Genomic DNA, 19,842 nt, shown 5'->3' on the forward strand with positions numbered 1-19,842 from the left:
ATCCCCGACCCTGCTCAGACCTGGTCCGCCCAGACGGGACGGCCGTCGGCTTGGATGTGCACCGTGGGCGAGTGCTCCCGATAGCCCCAGGCGGAGGCGTTCTTCTCGGCCACGAAGACCCTGGCCTGGAACGCCTGGGCGGGGACGAGGGGGGTGGTACAGCCGTCGAGGGGGCTGGTCCTGGTCGCGCCGGCGGGGATGGTGACGTCCTGTGCGGTGCCCCATGGCGCGGGACAGTCGTGCACGGTCCCGGCCTGGACGTAGGCGATCCTGACCTTCACGGTCATCGCCCGGGTCGAGGAGTTGCCGAGCTGTACGACGAAGGACAGGGAGTCCTTGCCGAGGCTCGTGCAGGGCTTCCATGACACGGCGCCCACCGCCCGTATGTGACCGCAGCGGTGATTCCCCTTCAGGTCCGCCGCCTGTGTGCCGTCCCCACCCGATGCCCCGGCTCCTTCCGAGGCGCCGCTGCGCAGCGCCATGGTGCCGGTGATCAGGCCAAGGGCGAGCGCCGTCGCCACGGCGAATTGCCACCCTTTCCGCCTCCGCCGTGGCGCCGTCGGAGTTTCGGAAAGGGCGCGCGTCTCAGGAATGGTGTGCGTCGCGGGCGCGAGGCTGGAGAGGACTTCATCCCTCCAGCCGGGACCGGCCTCCTCTTTCAGGCGCCGTGCGAGATCGGCGATTTCGAGGCCGATCTTCGGCAGTTCTTGAGCGCTGTGCGGCGCCTTCCGCGAGAGCGCCCGGGCGATCGCTTCGCAGTCCTCTTCGCTGGGCAGTCGGTTCTTCTTGCTGCCGGGCAGCAATTGATCGCGGCCTTTGAGCCAGTACGACAGAAGCGGCAGATCGATTTTCTTACGGCTCCGGCCGATGCGCTCGAACTCCAGGCGTTCTCCCTCCAGTTCCGCGACCAGGCCGGCGCGGGTGGGGCGCCGGGCGGTGTCGGTGGCCTGGCCAACCGTGGTCGCCCATGCGTCGAGGGCCTGGACCAAGGTGTGCGCCAAGTCCCTGAAGAGCCCAGTCGGTTCCTCCATGAACACCCCCTCAGTGAATGCCGTTAACGATAGAACAGCACGTCATCGCAGGCCAACTAGAGGCGGAGGAAGCGGTTCCCGTTGCAGTGCAACGCAAGGATCCGCAGGTCACAGCGGTGCACCTGGCAGTCCAACGAGCCACCCCATTGCACCGCTGCCCTGCCTTCCCCGACCGGTGCACGGTGGTTTCCGGCGGCGCGGTTCGCACCGTATGGAAGTGCGACAGCTGCCGCGGCAGCGGTGACTGCAAGGCCTGCGACGGCCGCGGCCAGCCATTCCCGCGTACCACTGAAATCCTGGAGCATTTCATGATCTGCGACGACGCACTGCTGGAAAAGCTCGTCCGCCGGACCGACGACGAAGACTGGGAAGCCCCGCTTCCCATCACCCTCGTGGTGGGCGGCGTCATCATCACCGGCGCCATTCTCCCCCGGGACGAATGGCTCAGGCAGCACATGAGCCTGCTGTCCGAGAAGAGTTCGCTGACCGAATTCGCCAAGGACTTCGCCGGGGAAATGCTGCGCCACGAGCCCGAGACCACCCACATTCACCTGACCTGGGCACGGATCGTCACCGGTGGCCCCGCCGTTCCCATCGACGATTACGGGTTTCTGCGGGTGCCGCTGTCCGAGGTGGGGGCCTGGACGATCGGCGATCTCAACCCCATCGGCTGAACGTCCGCCTCACTCCCCCACCCGCCCCCACGCCCGCAGGGCCAGCCCCGCCTCGTCCGTCTTCTGGCGGGCCACCAGCAGACCGCCGTCCGCGGCCGGGGCGGCGAGCACGACCAGGCCCAGGCCGTCCAGGGCCAGTGCGGGCCATCCCGCGCCCGCCTCGCCCGAGGGCGTCCACCACACCCCCGCCGCCTCGTTCTCCGTCGGGTGCGCCGCGACGCCGAGACGTCCGCTCTTGGCGTCGCGGTGGGCCAGCACCGTGCAGTCGTGGCCGTCCACCGTCGTACGGACCACCGTGACCGGCCCGGTGCCGGTCTCCCCGCCCAGGGGCGCCGCCTCGACCGCCCCGGGCCGCCAGGCCAGCACCCCGCGTCCCTCCGCGTCGCGCCAGTAGTGCGTGACCGTGTCGCGGCCGCCGGCGACCGCGGCGGCGGAGCCCGCCTCGGGGCGGGCGGGGATGTCCTCGGCGCGCTCGTACGCGGCGCCGGGCTCGGGCTGGTACCAGCGCAGCGCGCCGCGGCCGGCGGGCGCGAGCAGTTCGACGCGTCCGTCGGCGGTCGCCATGGCGGACAGTCCGTCCAGTACGTCGGTGCCCTTGAGGTCGGTCCACCCGCCCCACTTGCCCTTGGCGTCCTGCCGCCGCGCGCTGACCCCGCGCCCGGCGTTGCGTACGAAGACGTGCACGGCCCCCGAGGCATCCACGGCCGCGGCCGGGGCCCCGGTCCGCTGGGCCTTGCGGCGGTCCTTGGGGTGCGGGGTGCCCAGCGAGTGCCAGGCCGTCAGGGGCCTGCCGGTCTGGAACTGGGTGGCGTGTACGACGTCCACGTCCGGTCCGTCCCCGCCGCCCTGACGGTGCCGCAGCCCCAGCAGATGCACATAGCCGTCCGCGCCCTGGGCCACCGTCAGCGCGGTCAGGCCCGGCACCTCGATCAGCCGCGGCCCGGTCCACCGCGGGCCCCCGGGCCGCTCCTCCGTCCAGCGGGCGATACCGCCCGCCACCGGTGCGTAGGCCGTGAGCCTGCCGTCCTTGCCGCGGAGCAACCGCAACGCCATGGCCCGATGCAACCTTCCGTGACGTCGTTCCCCCTGGGTGAGCCTTCACGAGGCTTGCGCGTCACCCCTGCTGACGCGGTGCCACCCATAGTATTTTGCCTGTCCTATGGAAGGCCTGGTCGTCGTGGACGCGGCGAATGTCATCGGTTCGGTGCCCGACGGCTGGTGGCGGGACCGGCGCGGCGCGGCCGAGCGGCTGCGGGACCGGCTCGCCGCCGTCGCCGAGCGCGGGCTGCCGGGGCGGCCCGGGGTCCCGGAGTGGGCCGGGCGGCCGCCCGTGGACATCGTGCTCGTGGTCGAGGGCGCCGCGCGCGATATCGCGCCCGTGCCGGGGGTGCGGGTGGAGCGGGCGACGGGGAGCGGGGACGACCGGATCGTGGAGGTGGTGGCGGCCCGCGAGCCGGGGCGGCCGTGCCTGGTGGTGACCGCCGACCGGGAGCTGCGGACGCGGGTGCGGGCGCTGGGGGCCGAGGTCACGGGCCCGCGCGCGGTGCGCCCCGCCGACTGAGCGGCTCACCGGCGCCACGTACTCTTAGGCAAGCCTTGGCTAAGAGTACGGAAGAGAGAAGGCGAATGTCGGGAGTCGCGCGCCGCCGCGTCGGCTGGATATCCGCGGCGGCGCTGCTGCTCCTGGTCGCCGTGGCGCTGAGCCTCGCGGTCGGCAGCCGCCAGATCGCCCTCAGTGAGGTCTACGACGCCCTGCTGCACGGCGGTACGAGCGACAACGCCCAAGTCGTACGGTCCCTGCGGGTGCCGCGGACCGTCATCGGCGTCATGGTCGGGGTCGCCCTCGCCGTGGCCGGCACCGTGTTGCAGGGGATCACCCGCAACCCGATCGCCGAGCCCGGCATCCTGGGCATCAGCCAGGGGGCCTCGCTGGGCGTGGTCTGCGCGATCGCGTTCTTCGGAGTGCACACGCTGACCGGGTATGTCTGGTTCGCGTTCGCGGGCGCGGCGCTCGCGGCGGTGTGCGCCTACGCGGTGGCCAGCAGTGGCCGCGGGGGCGCGTCCCCGGTCAAACTCGCCCTGGCCGGTGCCGCGATGAACGCGTTCATCGCCTCGGTGGTCTCGGCGATCGTCACCACCAACGCCCGGGTCCTGGATGAATTCCGCTTCTGGGACGTGGGCTCGCTCAGCGGGCGTGACGCCACGATCGCCGGCCAGACCTGGCCGTTCCTGGCCGCCGGGCTGCTGCTGGTGCTGGCGATGGCCCGCGGGCTCGACGCGCTCGCCCTCGGCGACGACGTCGCCCGGGGGCTGGGCCGCAATGTCGCGCTGCTGCGGATGGGTGGCACCGTGGGCGCGACCGTACTGACCGGTGTCGCGGTCGCCGCCGCGGGCCCGATCGCCTTCACGGGCCTGGCCGTTCCGCATATCGCGCGCGCCCTCGTCGGCACCGGCCACCGCTGGCTGCTGCCCATGGCCGCGCTGCTCGGCCCGGTCATGATCCTCACCTCGGATGTCATCGGCCGTATCGTCTTCCCGCCCTCGGAGGTGCCGGTGTCCGTGATGACCGCCCTGGCGGGCGTGCCGTTCCTGATCGCCCTGGTCCGCAGGAAGGCGGTGACAGCGTGAGCGTGTCTTGGCGCGCTGCGCGGGCTGGACTGAGGAGCCGCGCAGCGACGGAGGAGCGAGCAGTGACGAGGGAAGCCCGCGCATTGAAGCGCGCCGAGACTGAGCGGGGGCAGAGCGCGTGACCACCACCACCCGCGCCGCCGGATACACCGTGGTCAGGGCCGGGCGGGGCAGCTTCCTGGTGCATCGCAGGGCCGTTGGGGCGGCCGTCGCCCTCGCCGCCACCCTGGCCGTGGCCGTCGTGGCGTCGCTGTGCGTCGGCGAGTCGTTCGTCTCGCCGACGGAGGTCGTCCGGGTGCTGCTGGGGCAGCCCAGCCCCGACGAGCTGGTGGTGGGCACCCTCCGGCTGCCGCGCCTGGTGACCGGCCTGCTGGTCGGCGTGGCCTTCGGGCTGGCGGGCGCGCTGATCCAGACCATGGCCCGCAACCCGCTCGCCAGCCCCGATGTCATCGGGGTGACGCATGGTGCGGGCGCGGCCACGGTCGCCGCCATGACCTTCGGCGTCACCTCGTACACCGCCCTGCCGTATGTGTCGGTCGGCGGCGGTCTCGCGGCCGCCGCGCTGGTCTATGTCTTCGCCTGGCGCAAGGGGCTGAGCGCCTCCCGCTTCGTCCTCATCGGCATCGGGATCTCGGTCGCCCTCGGCTCGCTGTCCCGGCTGTTCCTGACCAAGGGCGACTATCTGGTGGCCCAGCAGGCCAAGGTCTGGCTCACCGGGTCGCTCAACGGCCGGGGTTACGACCAGGCCGCGCCGCTCGCGACGGTGCTGCTGCTCCTGGTGGTGCCGCTGCTGTGGGCGGCCCGGGCGCGGCGCGGGGTGTCGCTGGACGACGACACGGCCACCGCGCTCGGCGTCCGGCTGGACCGGGTCCGGGTGGGGCTGAGCGCCCTCGGGGTGGTCCTCGCGTCCGTCGCCACCGGCGCCGCGGGGCCGGTCGACTTCGTGGCGCTGCTCGCCCCGCAGATCGCGCGCCGGCTCGCCCGTACCGAGCAGCCGCCGCTGCTGTGTTCGGCGCTGACCGGGGCGCTGGTCGTGGTCGTCGCGGATCTGCTGGCCCGCAGGCTCTTCTCGCCGATCGAGCTGCCGGTCGGCGTGTTCACCGCCCTGGTGGGCGCCCCGTATCTGATGTGGCTGCTCATCCGCACCCGTAGCCGTTCCGGAGGCACCGCGTGACCGACAACCGCCTGACCGCGCGGGAGCTGACCCTCGCGTACGAGGACCGCACGGTCGTCGACGGCCTCGACCTGGAGATCCCGCACGGCAAGGTCACGGTGATCGTCGGCCCCAACGCCTGCGGCAAGTCCACCCTGCTGCGCGCGCTCGGCCGGCTGCTCAAGCCGCGGCGCGGCGCGGTGCTGCTGGACGGCGCCGAGCTGTCCCGTCTTCCGACCAAGCGCATCGCCCAGGCCATCGGGCTGCTGCCGCAGACCCCGGTGCCGCCGGAGGGGATCACGGTGGCGGATCTGGTCTCGCGCGGGCGGCAGCCGCACCAGAAGTGGTGGCAGCAGTGGTCGGAGGCGGACGAGCGGACCGTCAGCGAGGCCATGGAGCGCACCGGGACCGCCGAACTGGCCGACCGCCCGGTCGACGAGCTCTCCGGCGGCCAGCGGCAGCGCGTGTGGATCGCCATGGCCCTGGCCCAGGACACCGATCTGCTGCTGCTCGACGAGCCGACGACCTACCTCGACATCGCCCACCAGGTGGAGGTGCTGGACCTGGTCCGGCAGCTCAACCACGACCGGGGCCGCACCGTGGTCGCGGTGCTGCACGACCTGAACCAGGCGGCGCGCTACGCCGACCACCTGATCGCTATGCGGGGCGGCCGGATCGTGGCGGAGGGCGCGCCGGGCGAGATCGTCACCGCGGATCTGGTGCAGGACGTCTTCGGGCTGGCCTCGGTCGTCGTGCCGGATCCGGTGACGGGCGATCCGCTGGTGGTGCCGGGCGCTCCGCGGTCGGCGGCCGGAGGCGGTACTGACAGGAGTGGTGCTGACGGGGACCTGGTGCTACCGCCACGCCCGCGCGCCACATAAGGTAAGCCTCGCCTAAGAACTTGCATGTGACAGGAGCCTTCCCATGTCCTATCGACGTCGCGGTACCGCCGCCGTCGCCCTCGCCGTCGCCGCCGCGCTCTCCCTCACGGCCTGCAGCGGCTCCTCCGACAGCGGAAACGGCGGGAAGGAAGCCGGCAGCGGGCAAGGCGACAAGAAGTCCGTCTCCAAGGACGGCAAGGACTTCGCGAGCGCGGCCAAGAAGACCGCCGCGATGGGCACGGACGCCAAGGCCGGCCAGTGGCCGCGCACCATCAACCACGCCATGGGCAGGACCGAGCTCAAGGCGCAGCCGAAGCGGGTGGTCGTGCTGGACGTCGGCGAGCTCGACAACGTGGTGTCGCTCGGCATCAAGCCGGTCGGCCTGGCGCCCACCGAGGGCTCCCCCGAGCTGCCGTCGTACCTGAAGAAGGAGGCGGGCGAGCCGAAGAACGTCGGCACGATCAACAACCTCAACCTCGAGGCGATCGCCGCCCTCAAGCCCGACCTGATCCTCGGCAGCCAGCTGCGCGCCGCGGACAAGTACGACGAGCTGTCGAAGATCGCGCCGACCGTCTTCTCCATCCGCCCCGGCTTCACCTGGAAGCAGAACTACCTCCTCAACGCCGCCGCCCTGGACAAGACGGCCGAGGCCAAGGCGGAACTCGCCGACTACGACAAGAAGGTCAAGGCGCTGGACACGAAGCTGGGCGCCAAGAAGCCGACCGTCTCCATGGTCCGGTTCATGCCGGACGGCGTGATCCGCCTCTACGCGAACGCCTCGTTCATCGGCACGATCCTCAAGGACGCGGGCATCCCGCGCCCGAAGAACCAGGACATCGAGGACCTCGCCGCCGAGATCAGCGCCGAGAACATCGACCAGGCCGACGCCGACTACATCTTCACCGGCGTCTACGGCAACCCGAAGGCCACGGACCGCTCCAAGGCGCAGGGCAACCCGCTGTGGAAGAACCTGAAGGCGGTCAAGGCCGGCCGCGCGTCCGACGTTCCGGACGAGACCTGGTACCTCGGCCTCGGGGTGATGGCGGCGAACGAGGTCGTGGCGGACCTGGAGCAGCGCCTCACCGCGTAGGGCGGCGCCCGCGGCCGGGGCAGGGGCGGGGCCTCAGCGCCGCTCCGCCTCGGCGCCCTGGCCCATCCGGCTGTGGCGGCGCCCGTAGAGGAAGTAGACGACGAAGCCGATCCCCATCCACACCCCGAACCGCACCCAGGTCTCGGTGGGGAGGTTCAGCATCAGCCACAGCGAGGCGGCGACCGAGGCCATCGGCAGCACCGGCACCCAGGGGGCGCGGAAGGCGCGGTGCAGGTCGGGGCGGGTGCGGCGCAGCACGAGGACGCCGAGGGCGACCACGACGAAGGCGAAGAGCGTGCCGATGTTCACCAGCGCCGCCAGCTCGGAGATGCTGGTGAACCCGGCGACGACGGCGATGACGACGCCGAGCACGACCGTCGAGCGGTACGGCGTGGCGTACTTCGGGTGCACCTTTGAGAAGATCCTGGGCAGCAGGCCGTCGCGGCTCATGGCGAAGAAGACGCGGGTCTGCCCGAGCAGCAGGATCAGACAGACGGTGGTGAGCCCGATCGCCGCGCCGAAGCTGATGAGGCCCGCGTAGAAGGGGTGTCCGGTCGCCTTGAAGGCGTCGGCGAGCGGGGCGTCCACCGACAGCTCGGTGTACTTCTGCATGCCGGTGACCACCACGGACACCGCGACGTACAGCACGGTGCAGATGAAGAGCGAGCCGAGGATGCCGCGCGGCATGTCCCGCTGCGGGTTTCTGGTCTCCTCGGCCGTGGTGGCCACGATGTCGAAGCCGATGAACGCGAAGAAGACCACGGCGGCGGCGGTGAAGATGCCCTGGACGCCGAAGGACGTCGGCTCGTACCCGAACAACAGCTGGATCAGCGGGGCCTTGAGCCCGGCGCTGGTGACCGTCCCCCGGGCCTCGGGGATGAAGGGGTGGTAGTTCTCGGCGTTGATGAAGAAGGATCCGGCGATGATGACCAGCAGCACCACGGTCACCTTCACCGCGACCACCACGGCCGTGATGTGCGCGGACAGCTTCATGCCCAGGACCAGGATCCCGGTCAGCAGCAGCACCAGCAGGAAGGCCAGGATGTCGAAGCCGAATCCGTGTGCCACATCGGGGCCCGACAGCACATCCGGCAGATGCCATCCGGCGTTGTCCAGCAGCGAGCGGACATAGCCGGACCAGCCGACCGCCACCACGGCGGTGGCCAGGGCGAATTCCAGGACCAGGTCCCAGCCGATGATCCAGGCGGGCAGTTCGCCGAGCGAGGCGTACGAGAAGGTGTACGCGGACCCGGCCACCGGCACCGTGGAGGCGAACTCGGCGTAGCACAGCGCGGCCAGCGCACAGGCGATCCCGGCGGCCACGAAGGCGAGCGCGGTCGCGGGCCCCGCCTGTTGCTTGGCCACGGCTCCGGTCAGCACGAAGATGCCGGTGCCGATGATCACGCCGACGCCGAAGACGGTCAGATCGAGGGCGGAGAGCGTCCTGGTCAGGGCGTGCTCGGGCTCCTCGGTGTCCTGGAGGGACTGCTCCACGGACTTCGTCCGGAAGAGGCCTCCGCGGCCCCTGCCTCCGGCCCTGTCCCCGGCGCCCCCGCTGCTGGGTTCTCTCACGTTCACCGCGCCACCTCCACGCCTGCCCGTGCGCGCCATGGTTCTGGCAACCGGGCATTCGGGATGTATGCACACTCTCCGGCGTTCCCGATTCACCCGATGGGGGCGGAGCAGCCGGAAAAGCACTGGGCCGGTCGGAGCACCGCGCGTGTCGCGCGGCGGCCCCGACCGGCCCGGCTGGACGTGGAGGTGCGGGAGATCAGTCCCGTACGGACTCGGCCGCGGCGGACGCCTGCGGCGCGGCGCCGGTCCCGGCCGGCTCGGCCGCCGCGGCCGGCTCACCCGCCTCGCCCTCGTAACGTCCGCCGATCCTGGAGACCAGGCCGGTGACCTGGCGGGCGATGTCCGGGGCGGTCAGCCCGATCTCCGCCATGACCTCCTTGCGGGAGGCGTGGTGGAGGAAGCGCGGCGGGATGCCGAAGTCGCGCAGCGGCATGTCCACTCCGGAGTCGCGCAGCGCCTGCGCGATGGCGGAGCCCACGCCGCCGACCCGGATGTTGTCCTCGACGGTGACCACGACGCGGTGGCGCTCGGCGAGCGCGGGCAGCTCCTCGTCCACGGGCTTGACCCAGCGCGGGTCCACCACTGTGGTGGAAATGCCCTGTTTGTCGAGAAGGTCGGCGACCTCCAGGCACATCGGGGCCAGCGCGCCGACCGAGACCAGCAGCACATCCGGCCGGTCCGCGTCCGCCGGGGCGGGCTCGCGCAGCACATCCATGCCGCCGATCCGGCCCACCGCCCGGACCGCCGGGCCGACCGCGCCCTTGGAGTAGCGCACCACCGTCGGGGCGTCGTCCACCTCCACGGCCTCGCGCAGCTGGGCGCGGACCTGGTCGGCGTCGCGCGGGGCGGCCATCCGCAGACCCGGGACGACCTGAAGGATGGACAGGTCCCACATGCCGTTGTGCGAGGCGCCGTCCGTGCCGGTGATCCCGGCCCGGTCGAGGACGAAGGTCACCCCGCACCTGTGCAGTGCCACATCCATCAGGACCTGGTCGAAGGCGCGGTTGAGGAAGGTGGCGTAGACGGCGAAGACCGGGTGCAGACCGCCCGTCGCCAGACCCGCCGCCGAGACCGCACCGTGCTGCTCGGCGATGCCGACGTCGAAGACCCGGTCGGGGAACCGCTTGGCGAACTTGGTGAGGCCCACCGGGTGCAGCATCGCCGCGGTGATCGCGACGATGTCCTCGCGCTCCTCACCGAGCTTGACCATCTCCTCGCCGAAGACCGAGGTCCAGTCGGCACCGGACGCGGAGATCGGCAGCCCGGTGTCGGGGTGGATCGGGCCGATGCCGTGGAAGCGGTCGGTCTCGTCCTGCTCGGCCGGGGTGTAGCCGCGGCCCTTCTCGGTGAGGCAGTGCACGATGACCGGCCCGCCGAAACGCTTCGCCCGCTGGAGCGCGGACTCCAGCGCCTCGATGTCATGGCCGTCGATCGGGCCGACGTACTTCAGCCCCAGGTCCTCGAACATGCCCTGCGGGGCGATGAAGTCCTTCAGCCCCTTCTTGGCGCCGTGCAGCGTCTCGTACAGCGGACGGCCGACGACCGGGGTGCGCTCCAGGAGGTCCTTGCCGCGGGCCAGGAAGCGCTCGTAGCCGTCGGTGGTGCGGAGCGTGGCCAGGTGGTTCGCCAGCCCGCCGATGGTCGGCGAGTACGACCACTCGTTGTCGTTGACGACGATGACCAGCGGGCGGTTCTTGGCCGCGGCGATGTTGTTCAGCGCCTCCCAGGCCATGCCGCCGGTCAGCGCGCCGTCACCGATGACCGCGACCACATGGTCCTGCTTGCCCAGCAGCTCGTTGGCCTTGGCGAGGCCCTCGGCCCAGCCCAGCACGGTGGAGGCGTGGCTGTTCTCGATGACGTCGTGCTCGGACTCGGCGCGCGAGGGGTAGCCGGACAGGCCGCCCTTGCTCTTGAGCTTGGAGAAGTCCTGGCGGCCGGTGAGGAGTTTATGGACATAGCTCTGGTGGCCGGTGTCCAGGAGCACCTTGTCCCGGGGCGAGTCGAAGACCCGGTGCAGGGCGATGGTGAGCTCCACCACGCCGAGGTTGGGGCCCAGATGCCCACCGGTCTTGGAGACGGCGTCGACGAGGAAGGTGCGGATCTCCGCGGCCAGCTGGTCCAGCTGCTCCGGAGTGAGCCGGTCCAGATCACGCGGTCCCCTGATGTGGGTCAGCAGCACCCGTGCCTCCTTGCTTTCGAGTTTGCCGTCGAGCGTCTTCGCCGAGCCTTGCCGGTCCGCCTGAGTCTAATGTTCTGTTCCGGCGGCGATGGCCCGGTCCCTGCGATCCGCGTCACGCGTTCGGTGGCAGAACACCCGTGCCCGGCACCGCCTGCGCGAGGCGGTGCCGGGCACGTGAGAAACGGCACAGCGGGTACGGCCCAGCGGGGGCCGGGCGGCCTGGATCAGCCGCGCCCCGCCGAGCGCTGGGTCTTCCGCGAGACCGAGTCGATCACGACAGCGGCCAGCAGCACCGCGCCGGTGATCATGTACTGCACGGAGTTGGCGACGCCCAGCAGGCTCATGCCGGACGCGATGGAGCCGATGACCAGCATGCCCAGCAGCGCCGACCAGACCGAGCCGCGCCCGCCGAAGAGGCTGGTGCCGCCGATGACCGCGGCGGCGATCGCCTCCATGAGCAGGTTGCCGGTGCCGGCCTGCTGGCTCGCGGAGCCGATCCGGGAGGCGATCATGATGCCGCCGAGCGCGGCCATCAGCCCGGACAGGGCGTACACCGAGATCCGCACCGCATCCACGTTGATGCCCGCGCGGCGGGCCGCCTCGACGTTGCCGCCCAGCGCGATCACCTTGCGCCCGTACGACGTGCGGCGCACCACGAAGTCGAGGACGAGCAGCACCACCACGAAGATGACGAGCGCCAGCGGCAGGCCCTTGTACTCGTTGAGCCGCCAGGCCGCGGCGTAGCCGATGACGGCCAGCACCGCGGTGCGCACCAGGATCTCGCTCAGCGGCCGGGAGGGTATGCCGGCCGCCTTGCGCCGCCGCGCGCCCAGGAACTGGGCCAGGAAGAACCCGGCCACGGCGACCGTGGCCGCCCCGTACGCGGCGATCAACTGCGTGAAGTAGTGGCTGGACAGGGTCTGCACAAAGCCGTCGTCGTCGAGGTCGATGGTGCCGGTGGTGCCCAGCACCTGGAGCATCAGCCCGTTCCAGGCCAGCAGGCCGGCGAGGGTGACCACGAAGGCCGGGACGCCGATCTTGGCGAAGAAGAAGCCGTGCAGCGCGCCGAGGGCGGCGCCGAAGGCCAGCGCGATGACCACGGCGAGCCCTTCGGGCACCCCGTGCCGGGCGTTGAGCACCGCCATGGTGGCCGCGGCCAGACCGCTGAGCGAGCCGACGGACAGGTCGATCTCACCGAGCAGCAGCACGAAGACGATGCCGACCGAGATCAGACCGGTGCCGACGATCAGGATCGACAGGTCGGAGAGGTTCTTGGGCGAGAGGAAGGCGTCGTCCTTCCACTGGTAGACCACCCAGATGATGGCGATGCCGACGATGACCGGGAGCGCGCCCAGCTCACCGCTGCGCAGCTTGCGGCCGAACTCCTGGAGGTAGCCCTTGAGGCCCTCCTGGCGCACCAGCAGCCGGGGATCGACCGCGGTGACCGCGTCCTTGGCGACCGGGGCCGCGTCCTGCAGACCATCGCCGCCATCGGTCTTGTCGGTCTTGGTGGTCACTTGGCGACCTCCGCGTTACGCGCCTTGCGGCGGGTCACGGCGTTGTCCGTGGCGCCGGTGATGGCGGAGATGATCTCTTCTTGAGAGGTGGTCTTCACATCGAAGGTGCCGTTGTTGCGGCCGAGACGCAGCACCGCGACCCGGTCCGCCACGGCCTTGACGTCGGCCATGTTGTGGCTGATGAGGATCACCGCGAGGCCGCGCTCACGCAGCCGCTCGACCAGGTCGAGGACCTGCGCGGTCTGCTCGACGCCGAGGGCCGCGGTCGGCTCGTCGAGGATCACCAGCTTGGGCTCGCCGAGCATCGAGCGGGCGATGGCGACGGTCTGCCGCTGGCCGCCGGACAGCGAGGCGATCGGGATCCGCACGCTGGGGATGCGGATCGACAGGGTCTGCAGCAGTTCGCGCGAGCGGCGCTCCATCTCGACCTCGTCGAGCACCCCGGCGCGCATGATCTCGCGGCCGAGGAAGAGGTTGCCGACCACGTCGATGTTGTCGCACAGGGCGAGGTCCTGGTACACGGTCGCGATGCCCAGCTCCTGGGCGTCGTGCGGGCGGCTGACCTGGACCGGCCTGCCCTCCCACTCGACGACGCCCTCGTCCGCGGGGCCGACTCCGGCGATCGCCTTGACGAGGGTCGACTTGCCGGCGCCGTTGTCGCCGACCAGGGCGACCACTTCACCGGCGTGGACCTCCAGATGTATGTCCGTCAGCGCCTGGACGGCGCCGAACCGCTTGGAGATCCCGCGCAACGCCAACACGGGTTCGTTCGGCACGATGGCCATCTCCGATCTGAGCAGGGGCGGGCCCCTGCGGTGTAACGGAGGGGAGAGAGCGCTCTCTCCCCTCACCTTCTTCGGGGGGGTGGTGTCGACAGCAGGGGGCCGCCCGTGAGCCACGGGCGGCCGGTGGCGCGCTACTTGATGCCGAGCTCGTCGCACGCGGCCTTGTACTTGGCCGTGCAGATGTCGGAGACCTTGTACAGGCCGTCCTTGACGACCGTGTCCTTGATGTTGTCCTTGGTCATCGACACCGGCGGGATCAGCGTCGACGGGATCTTCTTGGTGGTCGGGCTGTCGGCCGTGGTCTCCGCCGGGACCTTCTCGCCGCGGCCGAGCGCGAGGGCCATCTTGGCCGCGGCCACCGCCTCCTGGCCGTAGGGCTTGTACACGCTCATGTACTGCGTGCCCGCCAGGACCCGCTGGACGCCCGCGAGTTCGGCGTCCTGGCCAGTGACCGGGGGCAGCGGCTTGACGCCGCCGGCCTTGAGCGCGTTGATGGCGCCACCGGCCATGGTGTCGTTCGCCGAGTAGACACCGATGATGCTGTCCTTGCCGAGGGAGTTGATCGCACCGGTCATGGCCTTGTTGGCCTCGTCCGCCAGCCAGCGGTCGATGTCGTACTTCTTGGCGATGTCGACCTTGCCCTCCAGGACGGAGAGCGCGCCCTTCTTGAACAGAGCCGCGTTCGGGTCGGCCTCCCAGCCGTTGAGCATGACGACCTTGCCGTCCTTGGCCTTCTTACCGAGCGCCTTGAGCAGCGCCTCGCCCTGGACCTTGCCGACCGTCTCGTTGTCGAACGAGGTGTACGCGGAGACCGGGCCCTCGGCGAGCCGGTCGTACGCGACGACCGGGATACCGGCCTCGTCGGCCTCCTTGACCGACTTGCGGATGGCCTTGGAGTCCACCGAGTCGAGGATGATCACGTCCACCTTCTTGGTGATCATCGAGTCGACCTGCTGCTGCTGCACCGAGGTGTCCGACTTGGCGTTGGCGTAGATCACCTTGCAGTCCGCACAGCCCGCCTTGATCTCCTTCTCGATCAGGGGGTGGTCCATGGCCTCGTATCTGGCGGTCTGGTCTTCCGGCAGGAGCAGGCCGATGGTGAGGGGGCCGGTCTTCTTCTTGTTGTCGTCCTTGCTCTTGTCGGCTTCCTTGGCGGAGCCGCAGGCGGCGAGCGAGACCGCCATCGAGACGGCGGCCGTGGCGACGACGACGCGACGCATCGTTGCGTTCATGTTGGGGGTGACCTCCCTGACGAGGCCGCGTCATTGCGGCCGAGGTGGCTGGAAGTCAACTCGGCCGCCCGCATGGCGTCAAGAAGTAAATCCTTAACGAGATGGCAACGGTGCCATTCGTTATCTGAGTGAACGCAGCGTGATCCGGGCCAAGGCAGGCAGAAAAGCCGGGGCTTCGGGCGCGTACAGCGCCCGAAGCCCCGGCTCATCGGCGGTTCGGCGGTTCGGCAGCTCCGCTCAGGTGAGGGCGGGGGTGCCCGCCGACAGGGCGCCGTCGAGCAGCGTCGAGTCGCCCATCTCGCTCAGGACCAGCGCGAGCGCGCCGAGCACCTCGGCCCGGCCGCCGAGCGCCCCGGGCATCACCGACAGCCTGCGGGCCGCGCTCGGGATGGCGTATCGCGCGACCGACTCCCGGATCGGGCCGAGCACCAGCTCCCCCGCCTCGGCGAGATGGCCGCCCAGCACCACCCGGCTCGGATTGATCAGGTTGCACAGGTTCGCCACGCCGCTGCCGATGTGCCGCCCCACGTCCGCGATCACCCGGCGGCAGCCGGGGTCGCCGTCCCGGGCGAGCTGCACCATGCGCTCCACGGTCAGGTCCGCGCCATGGCTGGAGTACAGCAGCGGCAGCACGTACCGGGCCGCGGCGAACGTCTCCAGGCAGCCTCGGTTGCCGCAGCGGCACACCGGGCCCGACTCGTCCAGCGTGATGTGGCCGATCTCGCCGGCCGTGCCCCCGGGCCCGCGGTAGATCTGCCCGCTGATCACCAGCCCCGCGCCGACACCGTCGGCGACCTTGATGTACGCGAGGTCGGCCACCCCGCGCCCGGCCCCCCACACCAGCTCGCCGAGCGCGCCGAGGTTGGCGTCGTTGTCCACGTGCACCGGCACGCCGAGGCGCTGGGCCAGGTCGTCACGCGGATTGGTGCCCGCCCAGCCGGGCAGGATCGCGGTCGAGCCGAGCGTGCCGGTCTCCACATCGATCGGCGCCGGCACGCCGAGGCCGACGCCCACCACCTTCTCCTGGCTGATGCCGGTCGCCGCGATCAGCCTGCTGACCAGGTGCTCTGCCCGGTCCAGGCCCTGCGACGCCGAGGCGTCCACGTCCAGCGGCTCGGACTCCTCGGCCAGCACCTGGTGGGCCAGGTTGCCGATGGCCACGCGCAGGTGCGTATGCCCGAAGTCCACGCCGACCACGATGCCCGCGTCACCGCTGAGCGAGACGCTGCGCGCCCGGCGGCCGCCCGCCGAGGTCGGGGTGACCTCGACCGTGCCGCCGTCCTTGAGCTCGCGGACGATGTTGGAGACGGTGGCCGCGGACAGCCCGGTGGTCCGGGCGATCTCCGCCTGGGTCAGCGAACCCGCCATGCGCACCGCGCGTACCACCCGCTCGAGGTTGGCCCGGTGCAGCGACGACTGCGATCCCGGAGTCTCCACGTCTATCCGCTCCTGTCTCCACGCCTCCGCGGGCGACACGACCGCCGCTCCGCCGGCCGGGGCCGCAGCAATGAGGCCCGGCTTGTCTCCAACATGTGAACTCTAAGCTGAGCCGCCTCGGTTGTCCCCCGTCAAGTCCTTGACGGACCATGTACGGAGCCAAGCCGGACTCATTGATCGCGAAAATGTGTACAAGGCCGGACCGTGGGTGATCGTCCGGTTGATGCCGGTCACGCCCGCCGCCGCGCCGCGGACCGCGCTCCGCCATGCCGGTACGACATGAGACTTCCCGTGCCCTGCACGCACAATCCCGATATCGCGCCAGCGTACGACGGGCGCCGCCGCGAGGTAGGAGGTGTCCAGCACCTGAGCGGTGGCGCGGCCAGGGAGTCACACCCGGGCGAACGTGGCGATGTGCAGCCGGCCCAGCCCCCGGTCCCGGTCCGCGACCACCAGCCGCTCGGCGCCCTCCCCCGCCGCGTCCGCCGGCGCCTCGCGCAGCGCCCGCCACACCCCGGCGCAGCCGTGCCCCGCCCCGGCGGGCCGCACCGTGGCCCCCGCCGCCTCCAGGGCCCCCGCCAGGTCGCGCAGGCCGTCGCCCAGTACATACGAGGTGCCCGGGGCCGGCCGGAGCAGCGGCAGGCAGTCCGCCGCCTCCGCGGCCCGCTCCTCCGCCACCGCCTCCAGGCCCCAGCCGCCCGTCCCGCCGAGGGCCAGCACCGCCCCGGCCGCCGGGTCGAGCACGAACAGCGCGGCGTGGCTCAGGCCCCCGCCCCGGTGGATGCGGTCGAGCACCTTCAGGCCGCTGAACGGGGCGCCGATCCCCTGGTCGGCGACGGAGAAGGCACGCGGCTCGCCGGGGCAGGACTCGGCGAGGAAGCCCGCCGCCAGCCCGGCGGGGGCCGCGTCATACGCCTCGTAAGCCACCACCAGATAGTCCAGCGGCCGCGACAGCGGCGGCGCCGCACGCCCCGGGGCGTGCGGTTCGTCGTCGCCGGGCGCTGCCGCCAGCAGCTCGCCGCCCATCGCGACGTAGGAGCGCCCGCCGGGCCGCTCCGGGAAGTCCAGCCCCCAGGCCGCGCCCAGGCGCAGCCCCGTCACCCCCGCGTCCGCCATCCCTCACCGCTCGGCCGGGCGGCTGCGCATCAGGAAGTCGACCAGCGAGCCGACGGTCTCGAAGACGTCCGGTTCGATGGCGTCCGTGTCGACGACCACACCCGCGTTGTCCTCCAGGTCGATCATGAGCTCGACGATGCTGGTGGAGTCGAGCCCCAGGTCCTCGAAGAGCCGCTTGCTCTCGTCCACCGGAGCGTCGGCGTACGGCACCATCGCGGCCACCGACTTGCCGATCGTCTCGACCATCTGTGCGCGGTCCATCCCGGGTCTCCCGTCACTTACTGAACGAACTGGTGGTGTCGCTGCTTGCGCAGCAGGTCGTCGGCGGTGTCCCGGTCGCGGACCAGCAGCGGGCGGCCCTCGTGGACCAGCACCTCGGCCGGGAACCCATGGCTGAGGAAGAGGCCGGGCGAGGCCGTCGGGCCGTACGCGCCCGACCGCAGCACGGCCAGCACATCGCCCGGCTCGAGGCCGGGCAGGGGCACGCCGCGGGCGAGGGTGTCCTCCGGGGTGCACAGCGGGCCGGTGATGTGCCACCGGCGCTCGGGTCCCGCGCAGTCGCCCGCGACCGCCGCGACGGGGAAGTTACGGCGGGCGTACGAGCCGACCCCGACCGCCGCCATGTGGTGGTGCGTACCGCCGTCGGTGACGGCGAACCACGTGTCACGGGATTCCTTCACGTACTGAACCCGCACCAGATAGGCCCCGGCGCGGGCGGTGAGGAAGCGCCCGGACTCCAGCAGCAGCCGGGTGCGCGGATGGCGGCGCGCGAAGTCGCCCACGACGGGCGCGAGGCCCGTGCGCAGCGCGCCGAGGTCCAGGTCCCGCTCGCCGTCGAAGTACGCGACGCCGAGCCCGCCGCCGACGTCCACGGCCTCCAGCTCGATGCCCGTGGCCGCCGCGACGCGTTCGGCCAGCGCCAGCACCTGAGCGGTGTTCTCCACGACGGCCGCCGCGTCGAGGATCCGGGTGCCCAGATAGACGTGTACGCCCAGGGGTACGGCGTGCGTGAGCCTGCTCAACCGGTCCTTGCCGTCGAGGAGTTGTTCCTCGTCGATGCCGAACTGCCGGGGCTTGCCGCCCATGGCGAGCCGCGAGCCGGCCGCGCCGAACGAAGGGTTGACGCGCAGCAGCACCCGCTGCCGCAGGCCCGCCTGACGCGCCGTCGCCTCGATGAGCTCCAGCTCCTCCCAGGACTCGCAGACGATGGCGTACACCCGGCACTGGACGCAGGCGCGGATGTCCTCGGCGGTCTTTCCGGGGCCGAGGAAGATGATGTTCTCGGGGCGGGCCCCCGCCGTGCGGGCGGTGCGCAGCTCGACGAGCGAGGAGACCTCGGCGTGGGCGCCGTGCGCGAACAGCAGTGAGCAGACGCTGCTGTTGGGGTTCGCCTTCAAGGAGTAGAAGATCTCCAGGGGGTGCGGCAGCGACTCCGCGAGCGACCGGACCGCGTCCGCCAGCAGCTCGCCGTCGTAGACGTACAGCGGAGTGCCGTAGTGGTTCGCCAGGTCCGCGGCCCGGATCCCCTGGACGGCCTCAAAGCTCTCCATCACTCGCTCCCTCGCTCCCGCGCCCGCCTTCTCGTTGCAGCACCACCGCGCCGAAGGTCGCGCCGAGGCCGACGGCGGCCATCACATACCGGTCCCCCGGCTCGAGCCGCCCGGAGGCGCGCAGCGAGGCGAGGTTGAGGAACGGGTCGGCGCAGTTGGCGTGGCCCAGGCGCGGCAGGTTGTCGAGGAAGATCTGGGAGTAGGGGATGCCCAGCTCTTTGGCCACGCCTTTCCAGGACAGGCGGTTGACGTTGTGCGGGACGATCCACCGTACGCCGTCGAGCCCGGTGCCCGCCTCACCCAGCGCCTCCTGGATCACGGCGGCGAGGGTGGGCGCGTAGAACCGGCTGTACTCCCGCTCCCGGTCGGGGTCCGCGCCGCCGAGGCTGCGGTGGAACCGCCCGTACGTACGGAAGGCGGAGCCGAGCAGCCGGTCGCCCGGCACCCGCGGGCCCACCACACACGCGGCGGCGGCGTCGGCGACGACCGCGATCCCGGGGATGATGCCCTGCTCCGGCCGGGCCACCCGGTCGCCGACGAGCAGCAGCGCACTCCCACCGGCCCCTTCTTCAAGGCTCAGTTCGCCTCCGGGCGCGCACAGCTGTCCGGCCAGGAAGAGCGCGAACAGCCCGGCGGCGCAGTTCATCTGGCCGACCGAGAAGGCCGGGGCGTGGTCGAGGCCGAGGGCGGTAAGGACGCCGTCGAGCAGTTGGGCCCCCGCCGGGCCGGCCCCCGCCGGGTCTGCCTCCTCGCCGATGCGCGCGTACAGCACCTGCCGTATGTCGCGCGGGTCCATGCCGCGCAGGGCCGCACGGCCCGCCGCCGTGAGCATGTCGGCGAGCGAGTGGCCGGGGCTTCGGCGGATGTCGCGGAAGCCGAGGTAGTCGCGGTAGAAGCGGGCCTTGGCGTCCGGGAGCCCGGCGCCCGCGGTGACCTCCGCGACCGTGAGCGCGGTGTCCGGGACGAAGGTGCCGACGGGCCCCAGACGCATCGG

18 protein-coding genes are annotated in these 19,842 nt (G+C 71.6%); 6 read left to right on the forward strand and 12 right to left on the reverse strand.

The annotated features are described in order from the left end of the window. Positions 1–14: 14 nt before the first annotated feature. On the reverse strand, positions 15–1,031 hold the full coding sequence (locus ACWY4P_RS13795) for a hypothetical protein (RefSeq protein ID WP_456210832.1): 1,017 nt from the start codon (positions 1,029–1,031) through the stop codon (positions 15–17). A gap of 17 nt (positions 1,032–1,048) precedes the next feature. Here ACWY4P_RS13795 and ACWY4P_RS13800 point away from each other — a divergent pair, with 17 nt between their 5' ends. Beyond that, positions 1,049–1,705, forward strand: coding sequence for a hypothetical protein (locus ACWY4P_RS13800; RefSeq protein WP_456210833.1), 657 nt, complete (start codon positions 1,049–1,051; stop codon positions 1,703–1,705). Positions 1,706–1,714: 9 nt separating this feature from the next. Here the strand turns inward: ACWY4P_RS13800 and ACWY4P_RS13805 are convergent, their stop codons facing one another. After that, the gene (locus ACWY4P_RS13805; RefSeq protein WP_456210834.1) at positions 1,715–2,758 is read right to left on the reverse strand and encodes a hypothetical protein; all 1,044 of its coding nucleotides are present in this window, start codon (positions 2,756–2,758) and stop codon (positions 1,715–1,717) included. Between the two features lie 106 nt (positions 2,759–2,864). Here ACWY4P_RS13805 and ACWY4P_RS13810 point away from each other — a divergent pair, with 106 nt between their 5' ends. From ACWY4P_RS13810 to ACWY4P_RS13830, 5 genes are all read left to right on the forward strand, one after another. Next, a complete protein-coding gene (locus ACWY4P_RS13810; RefSeq protein ID WP_456210835.1) occupies positions 2,865–3,266 on the forward strand; it encodes an NTP pyrophosphohydrolase in 402 nt (133 codons plus the stop codon). A gap of 65 nt (positions 3,267–3,331) precedes the next feature. After that, positions 3,332–4,333, forward strand: a complete 1,002-nt coding sequence (locus ACWY4P_RS13815) for a FecCD family ABC transporter permease (protein WP_456210836.1) — start codon at positions 3,332–3,334, stop codon at positions 4,331–4,333. A 118-nt stretch (positions 4,334–4,451) separates the two neighbouring features. Beyond that, a complete protein-coding gene (locus ACWY4P_RS13820) occupies positions 4,452–5,507 on the forward strand; it encodes a FecCD family ABC transporter permease (RefSeq protein ID WP_456210837.1) in 1,056 nt (351 codons plus the stop codon). Beyond that, positions 5,504–6,367, forward strand: coding sequence for an ABC transporter ATP-binding protein (locus tag ACWY4P_RS13825; RefSeq protein ID WP_456210838.1), 864 nt, complete (start codon positions 5,504–5,506; stop codon positions 6,365–6,367). The genes ACWY4P_RS13820 and ACWY4P_RS13825 overlap by 4 nt, the downstream gene beginning before the upstream one ends. Before the next feature lie 43 nt (positions 6,368–6,410). Beyond that, positions 6,411–7,457, forward strand: a complete 1,047-nt coding sequence (locus ACWY4P_RS13830; RefSeq protein WP_456210839.1) for an ABC transporter substrate-binding protein — start codon at positions 6,411–6,413, stop codon at positions 7,455–7,457. A 33-nt stretch (positions 7,458–7,490) separates the two neighbouring features. Here ACWY4P_RS13830 and ACWY4P_RS13835 read toward each other — a convergent pair whose 3' ends face one another. The 10 genes from ACWY4P_RS13835 to ACWY4P_RS13880 all read right to left on the reverse strand — a co-directional run bounded on the left by ACWY4P_RS13835 (position 7,491) and on the right by ACWY4P_RS13880 (position 19,839). Further along, positions 7,491–8,951: an amino acid permease gene (locus tag ACWY4P_RS13835; RefSeq protein WP_456210840.1), complete on the reverse strand. Its 1,461-nt coding sequence runs from the start codon at positions 8,949–8,951 to the stop codon at positions 7,491–7,493. A 277-nt stretch (positions 8,952–9,228) separates the two neighbouring features. After that, positions 9,229–11,211 (reverse strand): 1-deoxy-D-xylulose-5-phosphate synthase, encoded by a 1,983-nt coding sequence (gene dxs / locus ACWY4P_RS13840; protein ID WP_456210841.1) that lies wholly within the window; start codon positions 11,209–11,211, stop codon positions 9,229–9,231. A 224-nt stretch (positions 11,212–11,435) separates the two neighbouring features. Further along, on the reverse strand, positions 11,436–12,728 hold the full coding sequence (locus tag ACWY4P_RS13845) for a sugar ABC transporter permease (protein ID WP_456210842.1): 1,293 nt from the start codon (positions 12,726–12,728) through the stop codon (positions 11,436–11,438). Further along, complete coding sequence (locus ACWY4P_RS13850; protein WP_456210843.1) at positions 12,725–13,513, reverse strand: ATP-binding cassette domain-containing protein; 789 nt, start codon at positions 13,511–13,513, stop codon at positions 12,725–12,727. Before ACWY4P_RS13850 ends, ACWY4P_RS13845 begins: the two co-directional genes overlap by 4 nt. Before the next feature lie 131 nt (positions 13,514–13,644). Then, positions 13,645–14,745 (reverse strand): substrate-binding domain-containing protein, encoded by a 1,101-nt coding sequence (locus tag ACWY4P_RS13855; RefSeq protein ID WP_456210844.1) that lies wholly within the window; start codon positions 14,743–14,745, stop codon positions 13,645–13,647. Between the two features lie 237 nt (positions 14,746–14,982). After that, positions 14,983–16,182: an ROK family transcriptional regulator gene (locus tag ACWY4P_RS13860; RefSeq protein WP_456210845.1), complete on the reverse strand. Its 1,200-nt coding sequence runs from the start codon at positions 16,180–16,182 to the stop codon at positions 14,983–14,985. Between the two features lie 390 nt (positions 16,183–16,572). Then, a complete protein-coding gene (locus ACWY4P_RS13865; protein WP_456210846.1) occupies positions 16,573–17,298 on the reverse strand; it encodes a hypothetical protein in 726 nt (241 codons plus the stop codon). A gap of 3 nt (positions 17,299–17,301) precedes the next feature. After that, entirely contained in the window at positions 17,302–17,559 is a 258-nt protein-coding gene (locus ACWY4P_RS13870; RefSeq protein ID WP_456210847.1) for an acyl carrier protein, read from the reverse strand. A 17-nt stretch (positions 17,560–17,576) separates the two neighbouring features. Further along, a complete protein-coding gene (locus tag ACWY4P_RS13875) occupies positions 17,577–18,848 on the reverse strand; it encodes a type III PLP-dependent enzyme (protein WP_456210848.1) in 1,272 nt (423 codons plus the stop codon). Then, positions 18,835–19,839 (reverse strand): 3-oxoacyl-[acyl-carrier-protein] synthase III C-terminal domain-containing protein, encoded by a 1,005-nt coding sequence (locus ACWY4P_RS13880; RefSeq protein WP_456210849.1) that lies wholly within the window; start codon positions 19,837–19,839, stop codon positions 18,835–18,837. The genes ACWY4P_RS13875 and ACWY4P_RS13880 overlap by 14 nt, the downstream gene beginning before the upstream one ends. Between the last annotated feature and the right edge of the window lie 3 nt (positions 19,840–19,842).

Source organism: Streptomyces sp. LZ34, from assembly GCF_053890475.1.